Consider the following 22,214-nt stretch of genomic DNA (forward strand, 5'->3'; position numbering starts at 1 on the left):
AGAATGGGGCGCACCGCCCCATTCCCTCAGAGTTCGCCCGCGACCAGACGCGCAATCAGCCGGTGATTGGCTGGCGGAAACTCATCTGCCACCAGCGCCTGCTGATCGACCCAGCGCTGCGGCTGTCCCTCTTTGCCCCACGGCTCGCCTTTCCACCCCTCCACCAGGAAGAAGTGCAGCGTCACACGCAGGTCTTCATAGGTGTGGTCTGCATGACCCACCGGACGCGCCTCGGTAACCTCAATGCCGGTCTCTTCATGCAGTTCCCTGATCAGTCCCTGTTCGGCGCTTTCGCCCGCTTCAATCTTACCGCCAGGAAACTCCCATTTATTCGCCATGTAAGAACTCGCCGCGCGCTGGGCAAGGAAAATCTGTTTATTGGCATTACGAATGATGCCTACTGCAACCTGCAGGTGCTTCATGAAGAGTATCCGGTTGTAATCAATGAATGAGTGATGATTTTAGAGCATGCCTCTGCGGAAGTTAACCGCTTTAGCCCGGCGCGGCGCTGTCTGCTCAGGCAGTGCCGGTTCAGGGCAAAGGCGTAAAAAAGGAGCCAGCGGCTCCTTTTTATTCAGCGGTCAGTCTCAGGCGATACGGCCATGACACTGCTTGTACTTTTTGCCGGAACCGCATGGGCAGGGATCGTTGCGGCCCACTTTGCGCTCACCGCTCTGCTGCGGCTCTGGCTCCGCCAGCAGATCTTCTTCGACATGGCTCAGCTGCTGCTGCTGTGCCAGACGCTCGGCCTCTTCACGACGCTGCTGCTCCATCGCTTCTACCTCTTCCGGCATACGCACCTGAACCTTGCTCAGCGTGCTGATCACTTCATACTTTAGTGACTCCAGCATCGCCGCAAACATGGCGAAGGATTCACGCTTGTACTCCTGCTTCGGATCTTTCTGCGCATAGCCACGCAGATGGATACCCTGACGAAGATAGTCCATTGCAGCGAGATGTTCTTTCCACAGCGAATCCAGCGTCTGAAGCATCACGCCTTTTTCGAAGTTGCGCATCATCTCGGCGCCCACGATCTCCTCTTTCCCGGCATAGCTCTCGATCGCGCGGGCCATGATGCGTTCACGCAGCACTTCCTCATGCAGATCCGGCTCTTTATCCAGCCACTCCGCAATCGGCAGATCGAGATCAAAGTCCGCGCGCAGACGCTCTTCCAGGCCAGGCACATCCCACATCTCTTCCAGAGACTGCGGCGGAATGTAGGTGTCGATGGTGGCCTTATAGACATCATGACGAATGCTGTTGATGGTTTCGCTCACGTCGGAGACATCCAGCAGCTCATTACGCTGACTGTAGATAGCCCGACGCTGGTCATTCGCCACATCATCATATTCCAGCAGCTGCTTACGAATATCGAAGTTACGGCTCTCTACTTTGCGCTGTGCGTTGGCAATCGCTTTAGTGACCCACGGATGCTCAATCGCTTCACCCGGTTTCATGCCCAGTTTACGCATCATATTGGAGACGCGGTCCGAGGCAAAAATACGCATCAGCGCATCTTCCATTGAGAGATAGAAGCGTGATGAACCGGCGTCACCCTGACGGCCTGCACGACCGCGCAGCTGGTTATCAATACGACGCGATTCGTGACGCTCGGTCCCCACAATGTGCAGACCGCCGGACGCCAGAACCGCATCATGACGGATTTTCCACGCCGCTTTGATCTCTTCAATCTGCGCATCGGTCGGCGCTTCCAGCTCGGCCACTTCCGCGTGCCAGCTTCCGCCCAGCATGATGTCGGTACCACGTCCGGCCATGTTGGTGGCGATAGTGACCGCACCTGGCCGACCCGCCTGTGCCACGATATCCGCTTCGCGGGCGTGGAATTTGGCGTTAAGCACGTTATGTTTGATACCGGCGCGGGTCAGTTCGTTAGAGACCACTTCCGATTTCTCAATCGAGATGGTCCCCACCAGCACAGGCTGGCCGTTGGCGGTGCGCTCGCGGATATCTTCGATAATCGCATCGATCTTCTCTTTCTCGGTCATGTAGACCAGGTCAGCCAGATCTTTACGCACCATCGGACGGTTAGTCGGCACCACGATGGTGTCGAGCTTGTAGATAGAGCTGAATTCGAACGCTTCGGTATCGGCCGTACCGGTCATCCCGGCCAGCTTCTCGTAAATACGGAAATAGTTCTGGAAGGTGATCGAGGCCAGGGTCTGGTTCTCGTTCTGGATCTCTACACCTTCTTTCGCTTCGATCGCCTGATGCAGGCCATCGGACCAGCGACGCCCCTGCATGGTACGGCCGGTGTGTTCATCGACGATCACCACTTCGCCATCTTTCACGATGTAATCCACATCGCGGGTAAAGAGCGCGTGCGCACGCAGGGCCGCCGTAACGTGGTGCATCAGCATGATGTTGGTCGGCGAGTAGAGCGACTCACCCGCTTCCATAATCCCCTGGCTGACCAGCAGCTCTTCCACTTTCACCAGACCACGCTCAGACATGTGGGCCTGACGCGCTTTCTCATCGACCCAGAAGTCACCCTCGCCCTGATGGGTTTCGGAGTCCTCTTTATCCTGACGAACCAGATGCGGGATGATCTTGTTCACTTTGGTGTAAAGATCAGAGCTGTCCTCTGCCGGACCGGAGATGATCAGCGGCGTACGCGCTTCATCGATCAGGATGGAGTCGACCTCATCCACCAGCGCATAGTGGAGTTTACGCTGTACGCGCTCTTCCGGGCTGAAAGCCATGTTGTCGCGCAGGTAGTCGAAGCCATATTCGTTGTTGGTGCCGTAGGTGATGTCTGCCGCGTACGCTTCACGCTTCGCCACCGCTGGCAGGCCCGACATGTTGATACCGATGCTCAGGCCCAGGAACTCGAACAGCGGACGGTTGTTTTCGGCATCACGCTGTGCCAGATAGTCGTTGACGGTCACGACGTGAACGCCTTTCCCCGACAGCGCATTCAGATAGGCTGGCAGCGTCGCGGTCAGGGTTTTACCTTCACCGGTACGCATCTCTGCGATGCAGCGATCGTTCAGCACCATGCCGCCAATCAACTGCACGTCGAAGTGTCGCATCCCGAACACACGTTTACTGGCTTCGCGCACGGTGGCAAATGCTTCCGGGATCAGGCTTTCCAGGGATTCCCCTTTTTTCAGGCGCGCGCGGAACTCGTCCGTTTTCGCTTTCAGTTCATCATCAGAGAGCTTTTCGAAGTCAGGCTCCATTTTGTTGATGACGTCCACCACTTTGCGCATACGACGCAGGGTACGATCGTTACTGCTACCAAAAACCTTGGTTAATATTTTGCTTAACATAGTAAATATATTCTCAATTCAGCCGGCATATTGCGGGCTGCGAAATCTAAACAGAGTGAATAAAACCAAAAAGATTAGCAGAACAATCGGGCAGGCCCGGCGCGAATGCCATGCACGCTGGCATGCCACTCAACCCAGGAGCGGGTAACGGCCATAAAAAGCGGGGGAACAGCAAGCTGCTGTGGCGCGGTGTGCAGCGCAGAGTGTGATGTCAGTAAATTGTGCAGGGAGTCGATCAGCGCCAGCTTTTGTGCTGCCAGCGGTAACGGCTGCTGCTCTGCCTGCGCCTGAGGCGCCAGCGTGAAGGAGAGATGACGGATAACGGTGCGGATTGCGTGCTGGTGCCAGTAGTCGACGCTGAAGCTCGGGCGCCGGGACGCTTCCTGAAGCCGGATCAGGTGGTCAAAACGAGTGGCGTTGCCCAGAAACAGGCTGCTGGCAGGCGATTCAGACGAAGCGTTGAGTTCGGAGCTTTGCGCGCAGGCTGGCAGGCCAAAGCTGGCCGCAACCATCCCCAACAGGAGATGAGGCCAGAAGTAGCGTCTACCTAATTGTCGCCAGCGCTGAAGAATCCCGATCACAACCTTTCCATCGCGCACAGAGTGCTGCGCTCTTGTTTTTGTGTACCCGCCGCGAACCGCAACGGATTTTGGCCTGTAAAAGCGCCTCAGATAGTAACATTAATGTGGGGCATCCACACCTGAGATTAAAGTGGCGGTGTGAGAAAACGCGCGTGATTGCTCAGCAATTCAGCAGCGGAAATCGCGTTTTGCGAGTGCGCTCGCAGCGATCGGGGGGAGAAAGAGGGGATAAAAAAACGGCTGGTGCCGCTGACCGGAGAGGGTGTCAGCATAACCAGCCGTTTCACGTTCCGGAGGCGTTACGCCAGAACCAGATTCGGTGCTTTGAATGCCAGCGGCAGTTCCGCTTCGTCTTCGAAGGTTGCCCATTCCCAGGCTTCCTGCTTCGCCAGAACCGCCTGCAGCAGCTTGTTGTTCAGCGCATGGCCCGATTTGAACGCAGTGAATGCGCCAATGATGTTGTGGCCACACATAAACAAGTCGCCAATGGCGTCCAGCATTTTGTGACGGACAAACTCGTCTTCAAAACGCAGGCCTTCTTCATTCAGTACGCGGAAATCATCCAGGCCTATCGCACAATCTAAGCTACCGCCCAGGCACAGGCCTTTAGACTGCAGATATTCGATTTCACGCATAAAGCCAAATGTACGCGCCCGGCTGATTTGACGAACAAAGGCGTCAGCAGAGAAGTTCATCGCATAGCGCTGTGAGCTGGAGTCGATCGCCGGGTGTTTAAAGTCGATGGTGAAATCGAGCGAGAAACCGTTATAAGGTTTGATCTCGGCCCATTTGTCACCCTCTTCCACACGCACGGCCTGCTTAACGCGCACAAATTTCTTCGCGCTGTTGAGCTGCTCGATACCCGCATCCATCAGCAGATAGATAAACGGTGCTGCGCTGCCGTCCATGATCGGGATCTCTGGCGCATCAACTTCAACAATAATATTGTCGATACCCAGACCCGCAAGGGCGGCATTGAGGTGTTCAACCGTTGAAATACGTACGCCTTCATCATTCACCAGGCAGGTGCTCAGCATGGTGTCGCGCACGTATTTTGCATCAGCCGGAAAATCTACCGGTGGATTCAAGTCGGTGCGACGATAGATGACCCCGGTGTTAGCCGACGCAGGGCGTAAGGTCAGGGTGACTTTCTTGCCGGTATGCAAACCGACGCCAGTCGCCTGAACAATACGTTTTAATGTCCTTTGTTTGATCATCGCATTATCTCGCAGTATCACCTTTCCGACCGCCAGTATACTTTACCAGCGGGCAGACACTTTAGCACAAAGAGCGGAGAATCCCAATTATCGGGTTAATCCTAATCGGCCTGCTTACGTAAAAAGGCCGGAATATCAAGATAATCAGGCTCTTTGTTCGACTGTGCAGGCTGCTCGTTAACCACTTTAGCCGCCGGTTTCTGCTCCTGTGGCAGCGGTGACATACCGTGCTGCTGATAGCGATGATCCATCACTGGCTGGCTGGCTGGCTTGTTGGTCACCAGCGTGATTTCAGGACGCTTGTCCATGCCGATACCGGTTGCCACCACGGTGACGCGCAGTTCGTCATTCATTTCCGGATCCAGTGAGGTACCGATCACGACGGTCGCGTTATCAGACGCGAAGGCGCGGATGGTGTTACCCACGGTTTCGAACTCATCCAGACGCAGATCGAAGCCCGCCGTGATGTTGACCAGCACGCCGCGCGCGCCAGAGAGATCGATATCTTCCAGCAGTGGGCTTGAGATCGCCATTTCAGCCGCTTCTTCCGCACGATCTTCACCGCACGCAACGCCGGAACCCATCATCGCATAGCCCATTTCGGACATCACGGTGCGCACGTCAGCAAAGTCGACGTTCATCAGGCCCGGACGGGTGATCAGCTCGGCGATACCCTGGACAGCGCCTTTCAGCACGTCGTTCGCCGCACCAAATGCATCCAGCAGAGAGATGCCACGACCCAGCACTTTCAGCAGCTTGTCGTTTGGAATGGTGATCAGGGAATCCACATGTTTAGAGAGTTCAGCGATCCCCTGCTCGGCAAACGCCATGCGCTTTTTGCCTTCGAAGTTGAACGGCTTGGTAACCACAGCCACCGTCAGGATACCCAGATCCTTAGCCACTTCAGCGACTACAGGTGCTGCACCGGTTCCGGTACCGCCGCCCATGCCGGCTGCGATGAACACCATGTCTGCCCCTTCCAGCGCAGAACGCAGTGCTTCGCGATCTTCTTCTGCAGAGTTACGGCCCACTTCCGGGTTCGCACCCGCACCCAGACCCTTGGTAATGTTATTACCGATCTGGATGGTCTGGCCGACAGCTGTTTTACGCAGCGCTTGCGCGTCGGTATTCACAGCAAAGAATTCCACACCTTCGATACGCTCGCGTACCATGTGCTCTACGGCGTTACCGCCGCCGCCACCGACGCCGATGACTTTAATCACCGCGTCGTTGGTTAATTCCATAGGTTCAAACATGATTTCTCTCCGTTATGTGCCTGTCGCCTGGAGATCACAAAAGAAAACAGCATGATCCCCTTTCACAAAAATTAAAACTCTTTTTTTAACCAACTGTTAATACGCTTGAACCAGTTGCCTACTGAGACACGTTTTTCGGTCTCTGCATCACCGTTCATGTGCGACTCTTTGCCGTAGTGCAACAGTCCCACTGCGGTGGAGTAGTACGACTCCTGCGCATAGTCAGTCAGGCCGGTAATATTCAGCGGCTGTCCGATACGCACCTGCGTATGGAATACGCGTTGCGCACAGGCCGCCAGTCCTTCGATTTGCGCGGCACCCCCGGTCAGGACAATGCCTGCGGCCAGATGATGCTTCACGCCCTGCTGACGCAGTTGTTCCTGTAACTGCAGAATCTCGTCATTGACCAGATTCAAAAGTTCGGTGTAACGCGGCTCAATCACTTCTGCCAGCGTCTGACGCTGCAGGCTGCGCGGTGGACGTCCGCCCACGCTCGGCACTTCAACGTTCTCATCTTTGCCGACAATCGAACCCAGTGCGCAGCCATGGCGCACTTTGATCGCTTCAGCGTCCGTCGGCGGTGTACCAAACGCATAGGCGATGTCGCTGGTCACGACGTTACCTGCATATGGAATCACCTTAGTGTGCCGTAAAGCGCCGCCGGTATATACGGCAATGTCCATTGTACCGCCACCAATGTCGACAACACATACGCCCAGCTCACGTTCATCTTCAGTCAGTACGGCAAAACTGGAGGCGAGACCGGCAAAAATCAGCTGATCGACCTTCAGTCCGCAGCGCTCAACGGCTTTGACGATGTTCTTCGCCATGTCGTTGTGGCAGGTGATCAGGTGCACTTTCGCCTGCATACGCACGCCGGACAGACCCACCGGGTTTTTGATCCCTTCCTGGTAGTCGATGGCGTACTCCTGAGGGATGACATGCAGGATGCGATGCTCGTCGCGCACACGAACCGATTTCGCGGTATGGACGACGTTCTCCACATCATCCTGAGTCACTTCCTCTTCGGAAATCGGAACCATCCCGATTTCGTTCTGACAACTGATATGTTTGCCCGATAAAGCAAGGTAGACGGAGGAGATCTGGCAGTCTGCCATCAGCTCAGCCTGGTCGATGGCGCGCTGAACGCATTTCACCACCGACTCAAGGTCGTTTACGCCACCTTTATCCATACCACGGGACGGGCAGCTGCCCACCCCAATAATGTTGACCATACCATCGGGCAGAATTTCCCCAACCAGGGCGGCAACCTTCGCAGTGCCGATTTCGAGTCCAACTACCAGTTTTCTGTCCGTTGCCTTGATCATTGTTGTTTAGCCTGTGCCTGGTTCTGTTGCTGATTACTGTCCTGTGGCTCCATCACGACCGGTGTCCAGCCCACAGAAGCACCAGAGTCGTATCGCAAATCCACGTAGCTGATACGTTTGCTCTCGTTCTGACCTTGCTGCTGCAGCACCGGATAGAGCTCAATAAAGCGATTCAGTCGTTTCATCGTGTCGCTGCGTCCCAGTTCGATGCGGATATCATCGCTGGTGACCAGTTGCCATGAACGCCGGGCCGTCATCGACGCCACCTTCAGCGTAAACTTCCGGGCTTTCAGCACATCATCCATGCTGTGATAGCCCGCCAGGACCTCTTTCTCACTCCCTTCCGGCCCATACAACATCGGCAGTACCTCTTTGCCGACATGACTGGCGGGTACGCTGAAGGAAACGCCTTCCGCGTCCACCATATGCAAATCATTCCAGCGCGCCACCGGCGTGTACTCGACCAGATGGATTTTCAGCTCATCCGGCCACTGCTTACGCACGCTGACCTGCTTAATCCAGGGCAGCCGCTCAATCTGCTGCTGCAGGATATCCACATTCTGAGACATAAACGTGCCGGGCGGACCCAGCGACAGAATCGCCTGGCGGATATCATCGTGCGTGGTGTAGTGCGTCTGCCCTGTCACCACCAGTTTCGATAACGGCAGCCGGGACGCATCATTCATCCACTTCAGCACCGCCAGTCCGCCAGCCACCATAATCCCGATAACGGTCAGCAAAAAAATGATGCCGAACAGTCGGGCTCCGTTACTGCGGCCGGTGCGAATACGCTCCTGCGGTTCACGGTTTCGAACTCTCATCGCCGCCTGTGACATATCAGTCGGCCAGCTCCAGAATATGGGCAACCAGCTGCGGGAAACTCATGCCCGCCTGTTTTGCCGCCATCGGCACCAGGCTATGACTGGTCATACCCGGCGAGGTGTTCGCCTCCAGGAGCTGGAAGTGCCCTGCCCCATCGGTCATCACATCTATCCGTCCCCAGCCGCTGCATCCCAGCGCACGCCAGGCGGCCAGCACCAGCTGCTGTAGCTCCGCCTCGCGTTCAGGGCTTAAATCTGCCGGACAGAGGTACTGAGTATCGTCAGAAATGTATTTTGCTTCATAATCATAGAACTCGCTGGCGCTCTTTATTTCGATGGCCGGCAGGATGCGGTCGCCCACAATCGCCACGGTATACTCCGCGCCGCTGAGAAACGCCTCAACCAGCACATCGTTGTCGTGCTTAAACGCCAGTTCCAGCGCCGCAGGCAGCGCGCTCAGATCGTTGACCCGGCTGATACCCACGCTGGAGCCTTCACAGGCGGGCTTAACAAACAGCGGCAAGCCCAGCGCCGCAATCTCCGCGTGACACGCGGCATCCAGTCCGGCATCACACTGCTGACGTGTCAGCCAGACAAAGCGGCCTGAAGGTAAGCCACGCCCCTGCCACAGCAGTTTGGTACGCAGCTTGTCCATAGTCACCGCCGAGGCCATCACGCCGCTGCCGGTATAGGGCAGTTGCAGAAACTCCAGGACGGCCTGCAGCGTGCCATCCTCTCCGCCCCGGCCATGCAGCGCGATAAAGGCTTTGGTGAAGCCCTGCTCTTTCAGCGTCAGCACAGAGACGTCGCGGGTGTCGATGCCCTCGGCATCAATCCCCATTTCCCGTAATCCGGCGACAACGGCCTGACCTGAATTCAGCGAAACCTCGCGCTCTGCCGAGGTGCCGCCCATTAATACAGCCACTTTATCAGCCATGACGATCCTCCGCTTCAGGCGCTGGCTGGAGTTTGATCTCAGCCAGTTTACGCGCCACTTTGCCGACGTTTCCGGCACCCTGAACCAGAATCAGGTCGTTACCTGACAGCAGCGGCGCCAGCATCTCCGGCAGGGCCTCATGTTCCGTGACCAGGATCGGATCGACCTTGCCACGGTTACGGATCGCCCGGCACAGCGAACGGCTGTCAGCCCCCGGAATGGCGGTTTCACCGGCCGAGTAAACATCCAGCATCAGCAGCACATCCACATGGGACAACACGTTGGCAAAATCGTCGAACAGGTCGCGGGTCCGGCTGTAGCGGTGCGGCTGAAACACCATCACCAGCTTTTTATCCGGCCAGCCTGCGCGTGCGGCTTTGATCGTCGCATCCACTTCGGTGGGATGATGGCCGTAGTCATCCACCAGCATCGCGCTGCCTGGCTGACCATTGACCGGCTCTGTCGGGAACTCACCCAGCAGATCAAAGCGACGACCGGTACCCTGGAAACTCTCCAGCGCGGCCAGAATTGCATTGTCTTCAATGCCCTCTTCGCTGGCGACGGCGACGGCGGCGGCCGCGTTCAGGGCGTTGTGACGGCCCGGCGCGTTCAGCGTAATCTTCAGCGGCGCTTTATCCTGACGGATCAGGGTGAAATGGCCCTGGGCACCCAGCTGCTCGTAGTTCTCGATCCGCAGATCCGCATCGTCGCTGAAGCCGTAAGTGGTGATATGGCGTCCCACGCGCGGGATCAGGTCACGGATCACCGCATCATCCACGCACATCACTGCGCGACCATAAAACGGCAGGTTGTGCAGGAAGTTAATAAACGTCTGCTTCAGGTTCCCGAAATCGCCCTGATAAGTGTCCATGTGATCGGCTTCGATGTTGGTCACAATCGCCACCATCGGCTGCAGATGCAGGAACGACGCATCGCTCTCATCCGCTTCGGCAATCAGATAGCGGCTGTGACCCAGGCGCGCATGGGTGCCTGCGGCTTTCACCAGGCCGCCGTTAACGAAGGTCGGATCGAGACCCGCTTCCGCATAAATACTTGAAACCATCGCCGTGGTGGTGGTTTTGCCATGCGTCCCGGCAACGGCGATGCCGTGACGGAAGCGCATCAGCTCAGCCAGCATCTCCGCACGGCGGATCACCGGGATACGCTGTTCGCGGGCCGCCACCAGTTCAGGGTTATCCTGCGAAACGGCGCTGGACACCACGACCACGCTGGCATCGGTGACGTTCTCAGGGCGATGGTTAAAATAAATGGTGGCACCCAGTCCGGTCAGATGCTGTGTCACCGGGTTAGGGGCCAGATCTGAACCGCTGATATGGTAGCCTTCATTTGCTAACACTTCGGCAATACCGCCCATGCCCGCACCACCGATGCCGACAAAGTGGATGTGCCGGACGCGACGCATCTCGGGCACAATAGAACGCAGTTTTGCCAATTGTTGTGTATTCATCGCTCTCAATTACCTGCTCTTTCAGTTTGTACCCGCTCCGGGTACAGGTCAGACGCGCTGACCGGAATGATTACTTTGCGGCGCGAGCCACTTCCTGAGCGACCCGTTCGGTCGCATCGGGGATCGCCACCTGACGGGCCTGTTCAGCCATCGTCAGCAGTGTTGCGCGATCCCAGTGGCGGAGCTGATCCGCGACGGCCTCCGCCGTAAACTGCGGCTGCTCAAAAATTCTGGCGGCGCCCGCTTTCTCCAGCGGCAGCGCGTTCCAGTACTGCTGGCGATCTTTATGCTGAAACGGCACAAAAATCGCCGGTAAACCTGCGGCAGCGACTTCGCTCACGGTTAACGCACCAGAGCGACACACCACCAGGTCCGCCCAGGCGTAGGCGGCCGCCATATCATCAATAAACTCGGTCACCTTGTGCCGGGTCTGACCGGCCTGCTGATAGGCTTTCTCGGTTTCGGGCAGCGCCCCTTTACCGGTCTGGTGCCACAGGGTGATCTCATCACCCACCCGCGCCGCGACCTGCGGCAGGGTCTGATTCAGTATCCGTGCGCCCTGACTGCCGCCAATCACCAGCACCCGCACGGGGCCGTGACGACCAGCCATCCGCTGCGCAGGCAGCGGCAGCGCCAGAACATCGGTACGCACCGGGTTTCCTACCACATCAGCGGCGGGGAAGGCGCCCGGGAAAGCCTGCAGCACTTTGGTGGCGATTTTCGACAGCCACTTGTTAGTCAATCCGGCGATGCCATTCTGCTCATGCAGCACCACCGGAATGCCGCAACTCCAGGCCGCCAGACCGCCGGGGCCCGAAACGTAGCCGCCCATGCCCAGCACCACATCCGGCTGCCAGGCTTTCATGATGCGGCGCGCCTGACGCCATGCGTTGAAAATGCGCAGCGGGGCCTGCAGGAGGGCTTTCAGGCCTTTGCCGCGTAACCCGCTGATGCGGATAAAGTCGATGTCGATGCCATGCTTTGGCACCAGATCGGCTTCCATACGGTCGGCCGTACCCAGCCAGCGCACCTCCCAGCCCTGCTCCATCAGATGATGGGCGACAGCCAGACCGGGAAAGACATGTCCACCGGTTCCGCCTGCCATCACCATCAATCGCTTACCGCTCATCGACCACCTCGGGTAAACGCCTGCGCTTTCGCCAGGCGCGTTTCATAATCTATGCGTAATAAAAAGACGATGGCCGTCGACATAATGATCAGACTCGACCCACCGTAGCTGATCAGCGGTAACGTCAGACCTTTGGTCGGCAGCATACCGGCGGCGGCCCCGACATTAACCAGCGCCTGGAAGCTGAACCAGACCCCGATCGAACAGGCCAGAAAGCCGGAGAAACGCTGATCCAGCTCCAGTGCACGGCGACCAATCGACATCGCACGAAAAGCGACGAAGAATACCATTAAAAGTGCCAATACCACACCGACGTAGCCGAGTTCTTCCCCTATGATGGCGAAAATAAAGTCGGTATGCGCTTCCGGCAGATATTCCAGCTTTTGTACGGAGTTACCCAGCCCCTGGCCCCAGAATTCGCCGCGACCAAATGCCATCAGCGACTGCGTCAGCTGATAGCCGCTACCAAAGGGATCTTCCCACGGATTCCAGAACGAGGTCACACGGCGCATACGGTAAGGTTCGGCGATAATCAGCAGGATCACCGCGAAAATACCGGAGCCGATGATGGCCATGAACTGCCACAGTTTGGCGCCCGCCAGAAACAGCATCGCCAGCGTGGTCACAAAGAGTACGACGACCGTTCCGAGGTCGGGCTGCGCCAGCAGTAAAACCGCCAGTACCACCATCACGCCCATCGGCTTACAGAAGCCCCAGAAGTTGTTACGCACCTCCTCTACCTTGCGCACCAGGTAGCTGGCGAGATAGCAGAACAGGGAGAGCTTCGACAGCTCGGCAGGCTGAATACGCAGTGGCCCCAGCGCGATCCAGCGCGAGGCCCCGTTAACCGAGCTACCGACCACCAGAACAATCAGCAGCATCGCTACCGTCACCATCAGCATCACGTTGCTGTAACGTTGCCAGAAATCCATCGGCACCCGCAGCGTGACCAGCGCCATACCAAAGGCCAGCGCAATATAGAACGCATCACGCTTGGCAAAGTAGAACAGGTCATCGTTGAGACGCTGACCGACCGGCATTGAGGCCGATGTCACCATCACAAAACCGATCACCGCCAGGCCCAGCGTCAGCCATAGCAGCGTGCGGTCATAGAGCACCAGCGACGTGTCATCGCTCTCGCGTGCGCCCATGACCCAGTCTTTCAGGCGTCCGCCAAAGAATTGCGCCACACCGGCACCAGGAATACGCATCAGCTCAGCTCCTTCGCCAGTTGCGCGAACTGCTCACCGCGCTGCTCAAAGTTACGGAACTGGTCAAGGCTGGCGCAGGCAGGCGACAGCAGCACCATGTCGCCGGACCGGACCTGTGGCGCAATCTGCTCCATCGCCTGACGCAGCGTCTCCGTGCGCACAGCAATCTCCGGACGCAGTGCCGCCAGCGCATCACCATCGCGGCCAAAGCAGTAGAGGCGGATATGGTCGCCCTGCAGCCAGGGAAGCAGCGGCGAGAAGTCGGCAGACTTTCCGTCCCCGCCCATCAGCAGCCACAGAGTTCCCTCTACCTGCAGGCCGTTCAGCGCCGCTTCGGTGCTGCCGACGTTGGTGGCTTTGGAGTCGTTAATCCAGCGCACGCCCTGATGTTCATGGACCAGCTGAAAACGGTGCGCCAGGCCGCTGAACTGCGTCAGGGCAGCCAGACTGGAGGCGCGAGGCAGACCGACCGCATCGGCCAGCGCCAGCGCCGCCAGCGCGTTCGCGTAGTTGTGCTGTCCCACCATCTTCATTTCGGCCGTGTTCAGCACTTTCTCGCCCTTCACCCGCAGCCAGATACTGCCCTGCTGCTTGTTGAGGTGGTAGTCGCCAAAGTCGATACCGAAGCTGATGCAGCGGTTATCTGCGCCGCGCACCGGCATCGTCAGCGCATCATCGGCGTTAACGACGCAGGTTCGGGCGTTCTCGTAGATCCGCAGTTTGGCCGCGCGATACTGCTGCATGCCCAGCGGATAACGATCCATATGATCTTCGCTGACGTTCAGCACGGTGGCCGCCGCCGCTTTGAGGCTGCTGGTGGTCTCCAGCTGAAAACTGGAGAGTTCCAGCACATAGAGCTGTGCCGGAGTCTGCAGCAGGCTCAGCGCAGGCAGGCCGATATTGCCGCCGACGCCCACCTGCCAGCCCGCCGCTTTTGCCATCTCGCCGACCAGCGTGGTGACGGTGCTTTTGCCGTTAGAGCCGGTAATCGCCACGATCGGGGCCTGCGCCTCGCGGCAGAACAGCTCAATGTCACCGACGATTTCGATACCGGCGTCTGCCGCTTCACTGAGCACCGGGTGCGCCAGCGCGATACCCGGGCTGGCCACAATCAGGTCGGCGGCCAGCAGCCAGTCGCCGTTGAGTCCGCCCAGATGACGTTCAACCTGGCCGGGCAGTTTTTCCAGCCCCGGCGGCGAGACACGGGTGTCCATCACGCGAGGCGTTACGCCCTGCGCTAAAAAGAAATCAACACAGGAGAGCCCGGTCAGGCCCAGCCCGATGATGACAACTTTTCTACCCCGATAGTCAGCCATGATTAACGCACCTTCAGCGTGGCCAGGCCAATCAGCACCAGCATTAGCGAAATGATCCAGAAGCGCACAATCACGCGCGGTTCCGGCCAGCCCTTGAGTTCATAGTGGTGATGGATCGGCGCCATGCGGAAAATACGCTGGCCGCGTAACTTGAACGATCCCACCTGCAGGATCACCGACAGCGTTTCAACCACAAACACGCCGCCCATGATCACCAGCAAAAATTCCTGACGCAGCAGTACGGCGATGGTGCCCAGTGCGCCGCCCAGCGCCAGCGAGCCGACGTCGCCCATAAAGACCTGAGCCGGATAGGTGTTAAACCAGAGGAAGCCCAGCCCTGCCCCGACGATGGCAGTACAGACGATCACCAGTTCACCCGCGTGACGCAGATAAGGGATGTGCAGGTACTCCGCAAATTTGACGTTACCGGTGGCCCAGGCGACCAGCGCAAAGCCCGCCGCGACAAATACGGTTGGCATGATAGCCAGACCATCCAGGCCATCGGTCAGGTTGACCGCGTTACCGGTGCCGACAATTACAAAGTAGGCCAGCAGCACATAGAACAGGCCCAGCTGCGGCATGATGTCTTTAAAGAAAGGCACCACCAGCTGGGTCGCGGGTGTATCTTTGCCCGCCGCATAGAGTCCGAAGGCCACGCCCAGCGAGATCACTGACATCCAGAAATATTTCCAGCGGGCGATCAGGCCTTTGGTGTCTTTGCGCACGACTTTGCGGTAGTCATCGACAAAGCCGATGATGCCGAAGCCAATCAGGACGAACAGCACACACCAGACGTACGGATTCGAGGGATAGGCCCACATCAGCACGGAGACGGTGATGGAGGTCAGGATCATAATGCCGCCCATCGTAGGCGTGCCGCGCTTGCTGAAGTGTGACTCCGGGCCATCGTTACGGACAACCTGGCCAATCTGTAATTTCTGCAGCCAGGCGATCAGGCGCGGTCCCATCCAGAGCGAGAGAAATAACGCGGTCAGCAGGCTGACGATGGCGCGAAACGTCAGATACGAAAAGACGTTAAAGCCGGAATAAAAAGCGACCAGATGCTCGGCCAGCCAGACTAACATGTTCCTTTCTCCTTTAAGCTCTGTACTACCTGCTCCATGGCGGCACTACGTGAACCTTTTATCAAGACTGTAATTTCTGAGTGTTCGGACAACAACTGACGCAAACGTTCAGTCAGCGCCGTCTTATCGCTGAAATGTTCGCCAACTCCGCTGCTTTCGCCGATAAAATGGCTGAATCTGCCGGTGGTCAGTACGCGATCGATACCGGCATCACGCGCCGCCTCTCCGACTTCGCGGTGACATTTTTCTGTTTCGTCGCCCAGTTCCGCCATGTCACCCGCGACCAGCACCCGGTAGCCTGGCATCTCTGAGAGCACCTGCGCGGCGGCGGTCATCGACCCGACGTTGGCGTTGTAGCTGTCATCCAGCAGCAACTGATTCGCAGAGAGGCGAACCGGGAACAGGCGACCCGGCACCGACTGCAGGTTTCTGAGTCCCTGCTGAACGGCGCTGAGCGGAGCGTCCACCGACAGCGCCAGCGCCGCGGCCGCCAGGGCGTTAGCGATGTTGTGACGTCCCGGCAGCGGCAGCACGATGTCGATCGTGCCGCGCGGCGTCTTCATCACGAAATGGGTGCCATCCTGCGCGATGCGGATATCGTGGGCGGAAAAATCACACTCTGCCGCCTGCGGCGAGAAGCGCCACACTGTTTTATCCTGCAGTGTGCGCTGCCAGTTGGGCCAGTCATTGCTTTCGGCATTCAGAATGGCGATCCCCTGAGCCGGTAAGCCCTGAAAAATCTCGCCTTTGGCTTTGGCAACACCTTCCAGTGAACCAAAACCTTCCAGATGGGCAGCGGCCAGGTTGTTTACCAGCGCGCTTTCCGGCTTCACCAGATCGGTGGTGTAGGCGATTTCGCCCTGATGATTCGCACCCAGTTCGATCACCGCATACTGATGCTCTGCGGTCAGCCGCAGCAGCGTCATCGGCACGCCATAATCGTTGTTCAGGTTGCCCGCCGTGTAGAGCGTTTCGCCGCACTGACGCAGAATCGCGGCCGTCATCTCTTTAACTGAGGTCTTGCCGGAGGAGCCGGTCAGTGCCACCACGCGCGCGGTGGACTGCTGACGCACCCACGCGCCCAGTCTGCCAAAGGCGAGGCGGGTATCCGCAACCACGACCTGCGGCACAGCGACAGGTAAATGCTTACTCACCAGCAGCGCCTGCGCGCCACTGGCAATCGCATCGGCGGCGAAGTCGTGAGCATCAAAGCGTTCGCCGACCAGCGCCACAAACAGGCTGCCTGCGGTCACGCGGCGGGTGTCAGTGGTCACCTCATTCAGCGTCAGATCGCTGCCGTGCAGCGTGCCGCCGGTGATCTGCGCCAGCGTCTGTAATGAAACCGGGATCATGCTACGCCTCCCAGCAGTGCCGCTACCGTGGCACGATCGGAATAGTCGAGACGGTGATTACCGATGATCTGATAATCTTCATGGCCTTTGCCAGCCACCAGCACGATATCGTCGGGCTGCGCCTGCATAATGGTGTTAGTGACCGCCTGCGCACGGCCGGCGACCACGCGTGCGCGGCCGGGGTCCAGCAGTCCGGTCAGAATGTCGTTTACAATCGCCTGAGGATCTTCGCTGCGCGGGTTGTCATCCGTAATGACCACGACATCCGCATACTGCTCAGCGATCGCGCCCATCAGGGGACGTTTACCTTTGTCGCGATCGCCGCCACAGCCAAACAGGCACCAGAGTTTGCCTTTGCAGTGCAGGCGGGCCGCTTCCAGCGCCTTTTCCAGCGCATCCGGTGTGTGGGCATAATCCACCACCACCGTGGGTTTTCCTGCGGCGCTGAAGACTTCCATGCGCCCGTTGACCGGCTGCAGCTGCGAAGCCACACTGACCAGCGTGGTCAGCGGATAATCCAGCGACAGCAGCGTTGCCAGCGCCAGCATCAGGTTGCTGACGTTGAAGGCGCCCATCAGCGGGCTGTCGATCTCGCCATCGCCCCAGCTGGAGCTGAAGCGGATGTGCGCACCGTTGTCGTGATAGGTCACCGCATCGGCTTTCAGCCAGCGGCCCCGGCAGCCCGGCTGCAGGTTATCTTCCAGCGTTACGGCGACGGCATCAGGCAGGCGCGCCAGCCAGCGACGGCCGACCTCATCATCCGCGTTCAGGATCGCCTGGCCGACCTGGTGTTCAGAAAACAGCAGCCACTTGGCTGACTCGTAGCCCTGCATATCGCCGTGATAATCGAGATGATCGCGGCTGAGATTGGTAAAGACCGCGGCGGCAAACGGCAGCGCCGCCACGCGATGCTGCACCAGGCCGTGCGACGAAACTTCCATCGCGGTCAGGGTCGCCCCTTTTTCGGCCAGATCGTGCAGCAGATGCTGAACATCGACCGCCGAACCGGTGGTGTTTTCCGCCGCCGATAAGTGACCGACCAGCCCATTGCCGACGGTGCCCATGACCGCGCTGGTTTCACCCAGCAGCGTTGCCCACTGCGCCAGCAGCTGTGTGGTCGTGGTTTTACCGTTGGTGCCGGTGACACCAATCAGCGTCTGCTTTTCGCCCGGCTGCTGATAAAAGCGGCCTGCCAGCGCCGACAGACGCTGAGGCAGCTGGGCCAGATAGATGACCGGCACCCCGTGCATTTCACGGATCTCGCCGTCAGCCGCTTCACCCTCGGCTTCCGCCACCACCGCCGCCACGCCCTGCGCGATCGCCTGTGGAATAAAACGGCGTCCGTCGACCTGGTGGCCTGCAACCGCGACAAACAGATCGCCAGAAGCCGCCAGGCGGCTGTCCAGGGTCATGTCGCGCAAAGGGCGCGCCGGCGCGCCTGGCACCCAGGGGCCGAGTAAGTCGCGCAGGTTACGATCTGTCACTTGTTTCCTCACTTCTGTTAGTCACCAGCTCGTTCTTGTCATTTGTCGGTAACGCATCCGGCTCAATGTTCATGGTGCGCAGTACGCCGCCCATGATGGCACCAAACACCGGTGCGGAAACCGCACCGCCGTAATACTTGCCGGCCTGTGGATCGTTGATCACCACCACCAGCGCGAATCGGGGATGACTCGCAGGCGCCACGCCTGCGGTATAAGCAATGTATTTATTGACGTAACGTCCGTCCGGACCGACCTTTTTCGCCGTACCGGTTTTTATCGCAATCCGGTAGCCCTTGATGGCCGCTTTGACGCCGCCGCCGCCGGGCAGCGCCACGCTTTCCATCATATGCATCACGGTTTTAACCAGTGATTCATCGAAGACGCGCTGACCCGCGACGGGGGGATCGACTTTGGTGATCGACAGCGGACGGTTAATGCCATAGCTGCCAATCGTTGCGTAGACCCGCGCTAACTGTAACGGCGTTACCATTAGCCCGTAGCCAAAAGAGAAGGTGGCCCTCTCTATGTCAGACCACCGTTGTTTTTTAGGGTATAAGCCACTGCTTTCCCCGACCAACCCCAAATTGGTCGGTTTACCCAGGCCAAAGCGCGCGTAAGTTTCTACCAGCGCTGAGGAGGGCATCGCTAACGCCAGACGTGAAACACCGACGTTACTCGACTTCTGCAAAACCCCTGTCAGGGTCAGTTCGTTGTAGCGCGCCACATCCTTGATCTCATGACCATTGACGCGGTACGGCACGGTATTCAGGACGCTGTTCTCTCTGACCACGCCACGCTGCAGCGCCGTCATCACCACCATCGGCTTCACAGTCGACCCTGGCTCAAAGATGTCGGTGATCGCGCGGTTGCGCATCAGATCTTTCGGCGTGTTGCTGAGGTTGTTCGGGTTGTAAGCCGGGCTGTTGGCCATCGCCAGCACTTCGCCGGTGTTCACGTCCACCAGCACCGCTGTTCCCGACTCCGCTTTGTTAAAGGCGACAGCGTTGTTGAGTTCACGGTAGACCAGCGCCTGGAGCCGCTCATCGATGCTGAGCGTCAGGTTGTGGGCGGCGCGGCTGTCCACGGAAGAGATATCTTCGATGACCCGGCCATAGCGGTCTTTACGCACCGTTCTTTCGCCCGGCGCGCCGGTGAGCCACTTATCAAAGCTCTTTTCGATGCCTTCAATGCCCTGGCCATCGATGTTGGTGAAGCCAATCAGATGGGAGGTCACCTGCCCGGCAGGATAGTAGCGGCGCGACTCTTCGCGCAGATGAATACCCGGCAGTTTGAGTTTTTTAACGTAGTCGCCGATGGCCGGATTGACCTGGCGCGCCAGATAGACAAAGCGGCCTTTGGGATTGGCATTAACGCGGGCTGCCAGCTGATCGAGCGGAATCGAGAGCGCATCGGAGAGCGCCTTCCAGCGGCTGTCCAGCGTCACGCCGCCCCCGGCGTGCAGCTCTTTGGGATCGGCCCAGATCGCATTCACCGGCACACTCACCGCCAGCGGGCGTCCGGCGCGGTCGCTGATCATCCCGCGCGACGTCGGCACCGCCTGAACGCGCAGTGAGCGCAGATCGCCCTCTTTAACCAGCTTGCCCGGATTAATCACCTGCAGCCAGGCCACCCGCGACAGCAGGCCTCCCAGCGCCAGCAAAATACAGCCGCACAGCAACGCAAAACGCCAGCTTACAAAGCTGGCCTTATCTTCCGGTTTCTTTAACTTCAGCGTTCTGCCTGTACCGCTCATTCGCTATCTGAAATCCTTATTTCTGCACCACGATATTTTCTTGTGAAGGATCAACGTGCTGCAGTTGCAGCTTCTCGGTGGCAATGCGTTCGACACGACTGTGGTCGCCCAGGGCATTCTCTTCCAGAATCAGGTTGCGCCACTCAATGTCCAGCGCGTCACGCTCCAGGACCAGCTGCTCACGCTGTGCGGTAAGCAGGCGTGTTTTGTGGGTAGTGGTCACCACCAGCACAGCCGACACCACTACGGCGATCAGCAACAGCACCGGAATCTTGCCCTTTCGCAGCAGATCCCCGCCGATGACGGCGGGCAGACTGTGACGCTCGTTACCGATCATGCGTCGGTTTTCTCCGCGATACGTAATACCGAGCTGCGGGCGCGTGGGTTTTCGGCAACTTCTGCATCACCCGGCGACATTTTGCCGAGCAGTTTCAGTTCCCGGCCACCCAGGGCGCGCAGCTGATGTTCGGTCATCGGCAGCCCGGCAGGCACCTGCGGCCCGCGACTCTGGTCGCGCATAAAGCGTTTAACCAGCCGATCTTCCAGGGAATGGAAGCTGATCACCGAGAGACGCCCCTGCGGAGCCAGTACCTCAACCGCACCTTTCAGGGCAGTGTCGATCTCTTCCAGCTCACTGTTAATCCAGATACGAATGGCCTGGAAGCTGCGCGTGGCCGGATGCTTGAACTTATCTTTTACCGGTGTGGCGACGGCAATAACTTCAGCCAGTTCCCGGGTGCGGGTCATCGGCTGTTCGCGATTGCGTTCGACGATGGCCCGGGCGATGCGCTTAGCGAATCGCTCTTCACCGTAGGTTTTCAGGACGAAGGCGATGTCAGCCTCTTCCGCATTCAGCAGCCACTCTGCGGCAGACTGACCCCGGGAAGGGTCCATGCGCATATCCAGCGGCCCGTCACGCATAAAGGAAAAGCCGCGTTCCGCATCATCCAGCTGCGGCGAGGAGACTCCCAGATCCAGCAGGATGCCATCAATTTTCCCGACCAGATCCCGTTCTGTCACATACTCTGCGAGGGCGGAAAAAGGACCATGAATAATGGAAAAGCGCGGGTCAGTGATGTCGGCAGCGGCAGCAATCGCCTGCGGGTCCCGATCGATAGCGATCAGCCTGCCCTTCTCTCCCAGCTGAGAAAGAATCAGGCGTGAATGACCACCGCGACCAAAGGTGCCGTCGATGTAAATACCGTCTTCCCTGATATTGAGGCCGTTAACCGCCTCGTCCAACAGTACGGTGGTATGTTTGAAATTTTCCTGCATAGCTATAGCGACAAGTCCTGCAACCGCTCAGATAAAGGCTCCTGAGCCGACTGTTCTGCGTCAATATCGTCCCTGACTTGTTGATACCAGGTCTGTTCATCCCACAGCTCAAACTTGTTGAACTGTCCAACCAGCATCACTTCTTTGGTTAATTTTGCATGCTGCCGAAGCGTGTTCGCCAGCAGCAGGCGGCCCGCGCTGTCCATCTGACATTCACTGGCATGGCCCAGCAGCAAACGCTGCACACGACGCTCAAGTGGATTCATACTGGAAAGGCGTGCCAGCTTTTTTTCAATGATTTCCCATTCGGGCAGGGTATAAAGCAACAGGCATGGCTGGTGGAGGTCGATGGTACAGACCATCTGCCCCTGAGACTCCCCGATCAGCAAATCGCGATAGCGCGTCGGTACGGCGAGCCGCCCTTTGCTGTCGAGATTGACTAACGTTGCTCCGCGGAACATGCCAGTCTCTCCTCCTGGTCACCCGTTTACACCACTTTATCCCACTTTTTACCACGAAACGAGTTTAAGGACCCGGGGAAATCGTTGTCAAGCCGGAGCGGTAGCTGAATATCACTCTTTACAGAGCGCAAAATTAATCTCTGGCGACGATATAATCGAATGAAAGAGAAAAGTAAAAATTAAGCCAATGAATATCTGAATAAAAAAAACGACCTGTGAAAAAACGCTTAAAAATGAAACAATGTGACCG

The 22,214-nt window shown here is 58.1% G+C and carries 19 protein-coding genes; all 19 read right to left on the bottom strand.

All coding sequences use genetic code 11. The features are described from left to right. Window positions 1–26: 26 nt before the first annotated feature. The 19 genes from mutT to mraZ all read right to left on the bottom strand — a co-directional run bounded on the left by mutT (window position 27) and on the right by mraZ (window position 21,964). Window positions 27–422 carry an 8-oxo-dGTP diphosphatase MutT gene (gene mutT / locus ACR6AS_RS10795; RefSeq protein WP_111139415.1) on the bottom strand — a complete coding sequence of 132 codons (396 nt, stop codon included), beginning with the start codon at window positions 420–422 and terminating at the stop codon, window positions 27–29. A 165-nt stretch (window positions 423–587) separates the two neighbouring features. Next, on the bottom strand, window positions 588–3,290 hold the full coding sequence (gene secA / locus ACR6AS_RS10800) for a preprotein translocase subunit SecA (protein ID WP_293774781.1): 2,703 nt from the start codon (window positions 3,288–3,290) through the stop codon (window positions 588–590). Between the two features lie 74 nt (window positions 3,291–3,364). Beyond that, on the bottom strand, window positions 3,365–3,871 hold the full coding sequence (secM, locus tag ACR6AS_RS10805; protein ID WP_242281335.1) for a secA translation cis-regulator SecM: 507 nt from the start codon (window positions 3,869–3,871) through the stop codon (window positions 3,365–3,367). 299 nt (window positions 3,872–4,170) lie between these two features. Beyond that, a complete protein-coding gene (lpxC, locus tag ACR6AS_RS10810; protein WP_111139412.1) occupies window positions 4,171–5,088 on the bottom strand; it encodes a UDP-3-O-acyl-N-acetylglucosamine deacetylase in 918 nt (305 codons plus the stop codon). Between the two features lie 101 nt (window positions 5,089–5,189). Continuing rightward, entirely contained in the window at window positions 5,190–6,344 is a 1,155-nt protein-coding gene (ftsZ, locus tag ACR6AS_RS10815) for a cell division protein FtsZ (protein ID WP_111139411.1), read from the bottom strand. Between the two features lie 71 nt (window positions 6,345–6,415). Then, complete coding sequence (ftsA, locus tag ACR6AS_RS10820; RefSeq protein WP_003854739.1) at window positions 6,416–7,672, bottom strand: cell division protein FtsA; 1,257 nt, start codon at window positions 7,670–7,672, stop codon at window positions 6,416–6,418. Further along, on the bottom strand, window positions 7,669–8,508 hold the full coding sequence (gene ftsQ, locus ACR6AS_RS10825; protein WP_111139410.1) for a cell division protein FtsQ: 840 nt from the start codon (window positions 8,506–8,508) through the stop codon (window positions 7,669–7,671). Before ftsQ ends, ftsA begins: the two co-directional genes overlap by 4 nt. A 1-nt stretch (window position 8,509) precedes the next feature. Next, window positions 8,510–9,430 (bottom strand): D-alanine--D-alanine ligase, encoded by a 921-nt coding sequence (locus ACR6AS_RS10830; protein ID WP_111139409.1) that lies wholly within the window; start codon window positions 9,428–9,430, stop codon window positions 8,510–8,512. Beyond that, window positions 9,423–10,898 carry a UDP-N-acetylmuramate--L-alanine ligase gene (murC, locus tag ACR6AS_RS10835; RefSeq protein ID WP_111139408.1) on the bottom strand — a complete coding sequence of 492 codons (1,476 nt, stop codon included), beginning with the start codon at window positions 10,896–10,898 and terminating at the stop codon, window positions 9,423–9,425. Before murC ends, ACR6AS_RS10830 begins: the two co-directional genes overlap by 8 nt. A gap of 70 nt (window positions 10,899–10,968) precedes the next feature. Beyond that, window positions 10,969–12,027 (bottom strand): undecaprenyldiphospho-muramoylpentapeptide beta-N-acetylglucosaminyltransferase, encoded by a 1,059-nt coding sequence (gene murG, locus ACR6AS_RS10840; RefSeq protein ID WP_111139407.1) that lies wholly within the window; start codon window positions 12,025–12,027, stop codon window positions 10,969–10,971. Beyond that, window positions 12,024–13,238 carry a cell division protein FtsW gene (gene ftsW / locus ACR6AS_RS10845; RefSeq protein ID WP_111139406.1) on the bottom strand — a complete coding sequence of 405 codons (1,215 nt, stop codon included), beginning with the start codon at window positions 13,236–13,238 and terminating at the stop codon, window positions 12,024–12,026. Before ftsW ends, murG begins: the two co-directional genes overlap by 4 nt. Then, window positions 13,238–14,554: a UDP-N-acetylmuramoyl-L-alanine--D-glutamate ligase gene (gene murD, locus ACR6AS_RS10850; protein WP_111139405.1), complete on the bottom strand. Its 1,317-nt coding sequence runs from the start codon at window positions 14,552–14,554 to the stop codon at window positions 13,238–13,240. The genes ftsW and murD overlap by 1 nt, the downstream gene beginning before the upstream one ends. Before the next feature lie 2 nt (window positions 14,555–14,556). Continuing rightward, window positions 14,557–15,639 carry a phospho-N-acetylmuramoyl-pentapeptide-transferase gene (gene mraY / locus ACR6AS_RS10855; protein ID WP_111139404.1) on the bottom strand — a complete coding sequence of 361 codons (1,083 nt, stop codon included), beginning with the start codon at window positions 15,637–15,639 and terminating at the stop codon, window positions 14,557–14,559. Then, window positions 15,633–16,991, bottom strand: coding sequence for a UDP-N-acetylmuramoyl-tripeptide--D-alanyl-D-alanine ligase (gene murF / locus ACR6AS_RS10860; RefSeq protein WP_111139403.1), 1,359 nt, complete (start codon window positions 16,989–16,991; stop codon window positions 15,633–15,635). Before murF ends, mraY begins: the two co-directional genes overlap by 7 nt. Continuing rightward, on the bottom strand, window positions 16,988–18,475 hold the full coding sequence (gene murE / locus ACR6AS_RS10865; protein WP_111139402.1) for a UDP-N-acetylmuramoyl-L-alanyl-D-glutamate--2,6-diaminopimelate ligase: 1,488 nt from the start codon (window positions 18,473–18,475) through the stop codon (window positions 16,988–16,990). The genes murF and murE overlap by 4 nt, the downstream gene beginning before the upstream one ends. Beyond that, window positions 18,462–20,228, bottom strand: coding sequence for a peptidoglycan glycosyltransferase FtsI (locus ACR6AS_RS10870; protein WP_111139401.1), 1,767 nt, complete (start codon window positions 20,226–20,228; stop codon window positions 18,462–18,464). The genes murE and ACR6AS_RS10870 overlap by 14 nt, the downstream gene beginning before the upstream one ends. Before the next feature lie 16 nt (window positions 20,229–20,244). Next, entirely contained in the window at window positions 20,245–20,565 is a 321-nt protein-coding gene (gene ftsL, locus ACR6AS_RS10875; RefSeq protein ID WP_003854764.1) for a cell division protein FtsL, read from the bottom strand. Continuing rightward, window positions 20,562–21,503 (bottom strand): 16S rRNA (cytosine(1402)-N(4))-methyltransferase RsmH, encoded by a 942-nt coding sequence (gene rsmH, locus ACR6AS_RS10880; protein ID WP_111139400.1) that lies wholly within the window; start codon window positions 21,501–21,503, stop codon window positions 20,562–20,564. Before rsmH ends, ftsL begins: the two co-directional genes overlap by 4 nt. 2 nt (window positions 21,504–21,505) lie before the next feature. Beyond that, the gene (gene mraZ, locus ACR6AS_RS10885; protein WP_111139399.1) at window positions 21,506–21,964 is read right to left on the bottom strand and encodes a division/cell wall cluster transcriptional repressor MraZ; all 459 of its coding nucleotides are present in this window, start codon (window positions 21,962–21,964) and stop codon (window positions 21,506–21,508) included. Between the last annotated feature and the right edge of the window lie 250 nt (window positions 21,965–22,214).

Source organism: Pantoea phosphatilytica (assembly GCF_051025615.1).
In the GTDB taxonomy this organism is placed as follows: domain Bacteria; phylum Pseudomonadota; class Gammaproteobacteria; order Enterobacterales; family Enterobacteriaceae; genus Pantoea.

Bases quoted from the DNA above. Each gene is read 5' to 3' on its own strand.
- mutT (WP_111139415.1), bottom strand. From the start codon at position 422: ATGAAGCACCTGCAGGTTGCAGTAGGCATCATTCGTAATGCCAATAAA.
- secA (WP_293774781.1), bottom strand. From the start codon at position 3,290: ATGTTAAGCAAAATATTAACCAAGGTTTTTGGTAGCAGTAACGATCGT.
- lpxC (WP_111139412.1), bottom strand. From the start codon at position 5,088: ATGATCAAACAAAGGACATTAAAACGTATTGTTCAGGCGACTGGCGTC.
- ftsZ (WP_111139411.1), bottom strand. From the start codon at position 6,344: ATGTTTGAACCTATGGAATTAACCAACGACGCGGTGATTAAAGTCATC.
- ftsA (WP_003854739.1), bottom strand. From the start codon at position 7,672: ATGATCAAGGCAACGGACAGAAAACTGGTAGTTGGACTCGAAATCGGC.
- ftsQ (WP_111139410.1), bottom strand. From the start codon at position 8,508: ATGTCACAGGCGGCGATGAGAGTTCGAAACCGTGAACCGCAGGAGCGT.
- ACR6AS_RS10830 (WP_111139409.1), bottom strand. From the start codon at position 9,430: ATGGCTGATAAAGTGGCTGTATTAATGGGCGGCACCTCGGCAGAGCGC.
- murC (WP_111139408.1), bottom strand. From the start codon at position 10,898: ATGAATACACAACAATTGGCAAAACTGCGTTCTATTGTGCCCGAGATG.
- murG (WP_111139407.1), bottom strand. From the start codon at position 12,027: ATGAGCGGTAAGCGATTGATGGTGATGGCAGGCGGAACCGGTGGACAT.
- ftsW (WP_111139406.1), bottom strand. From the start codon at position 13,238: ATGCGTATTCCTGGTGCCGGTGTGGCGCAATTCTTTGGCGGACGCCTG.
- murD (WP_111139405.1), bottom strand. From the start codon at position 14,554: ATGGCTGACTATCGGGGTAGAAAAGTTGTCATCATCGGGCTGGGCCTG.
- mraY (WP_111139404.1), bottom strand. From the start codon at position 15,639: ATGTTAGTCTGGCTGGCCGAGCATCTGGTCGCTTTTTATTCCGGCTTT.
- murF (WP_111139403.1), bottom strand. From the start codon at position 16,991: ATGATCCCGGTTTCATTACAGACGCTGGCGCAGATCACCGGCGGCACG.
- ACR6AS_RS10870 (WP_111139401.1), bottom strand. From the start codon at position 20,228: ATGAGCGGTACAGGCAGAACGCTGAAGTTAAAGAAACCGGAAGATAAG.
- ftsL (WP_003854764.1), bottom strand. From the start codon at position 20,565: ATGATCGGTAACGAGCGTCACAGTCTGCCCGCCGTCATCGGCGGGGAT.
- rsmH (WP_111139400.1), bottom strand. From the start codon at position 21,503: ATGCAGGAAAATTTCAAACATACCACCGTACTGTTGGACGAGGCGGTT.
- mraZ (WP_111139399.1), bottom strand. From the start codon at position 21,964: ATGTTCCGCGGAGCAACGTTAGTCAATCTCGACAGCAAAGGGCGGCTC.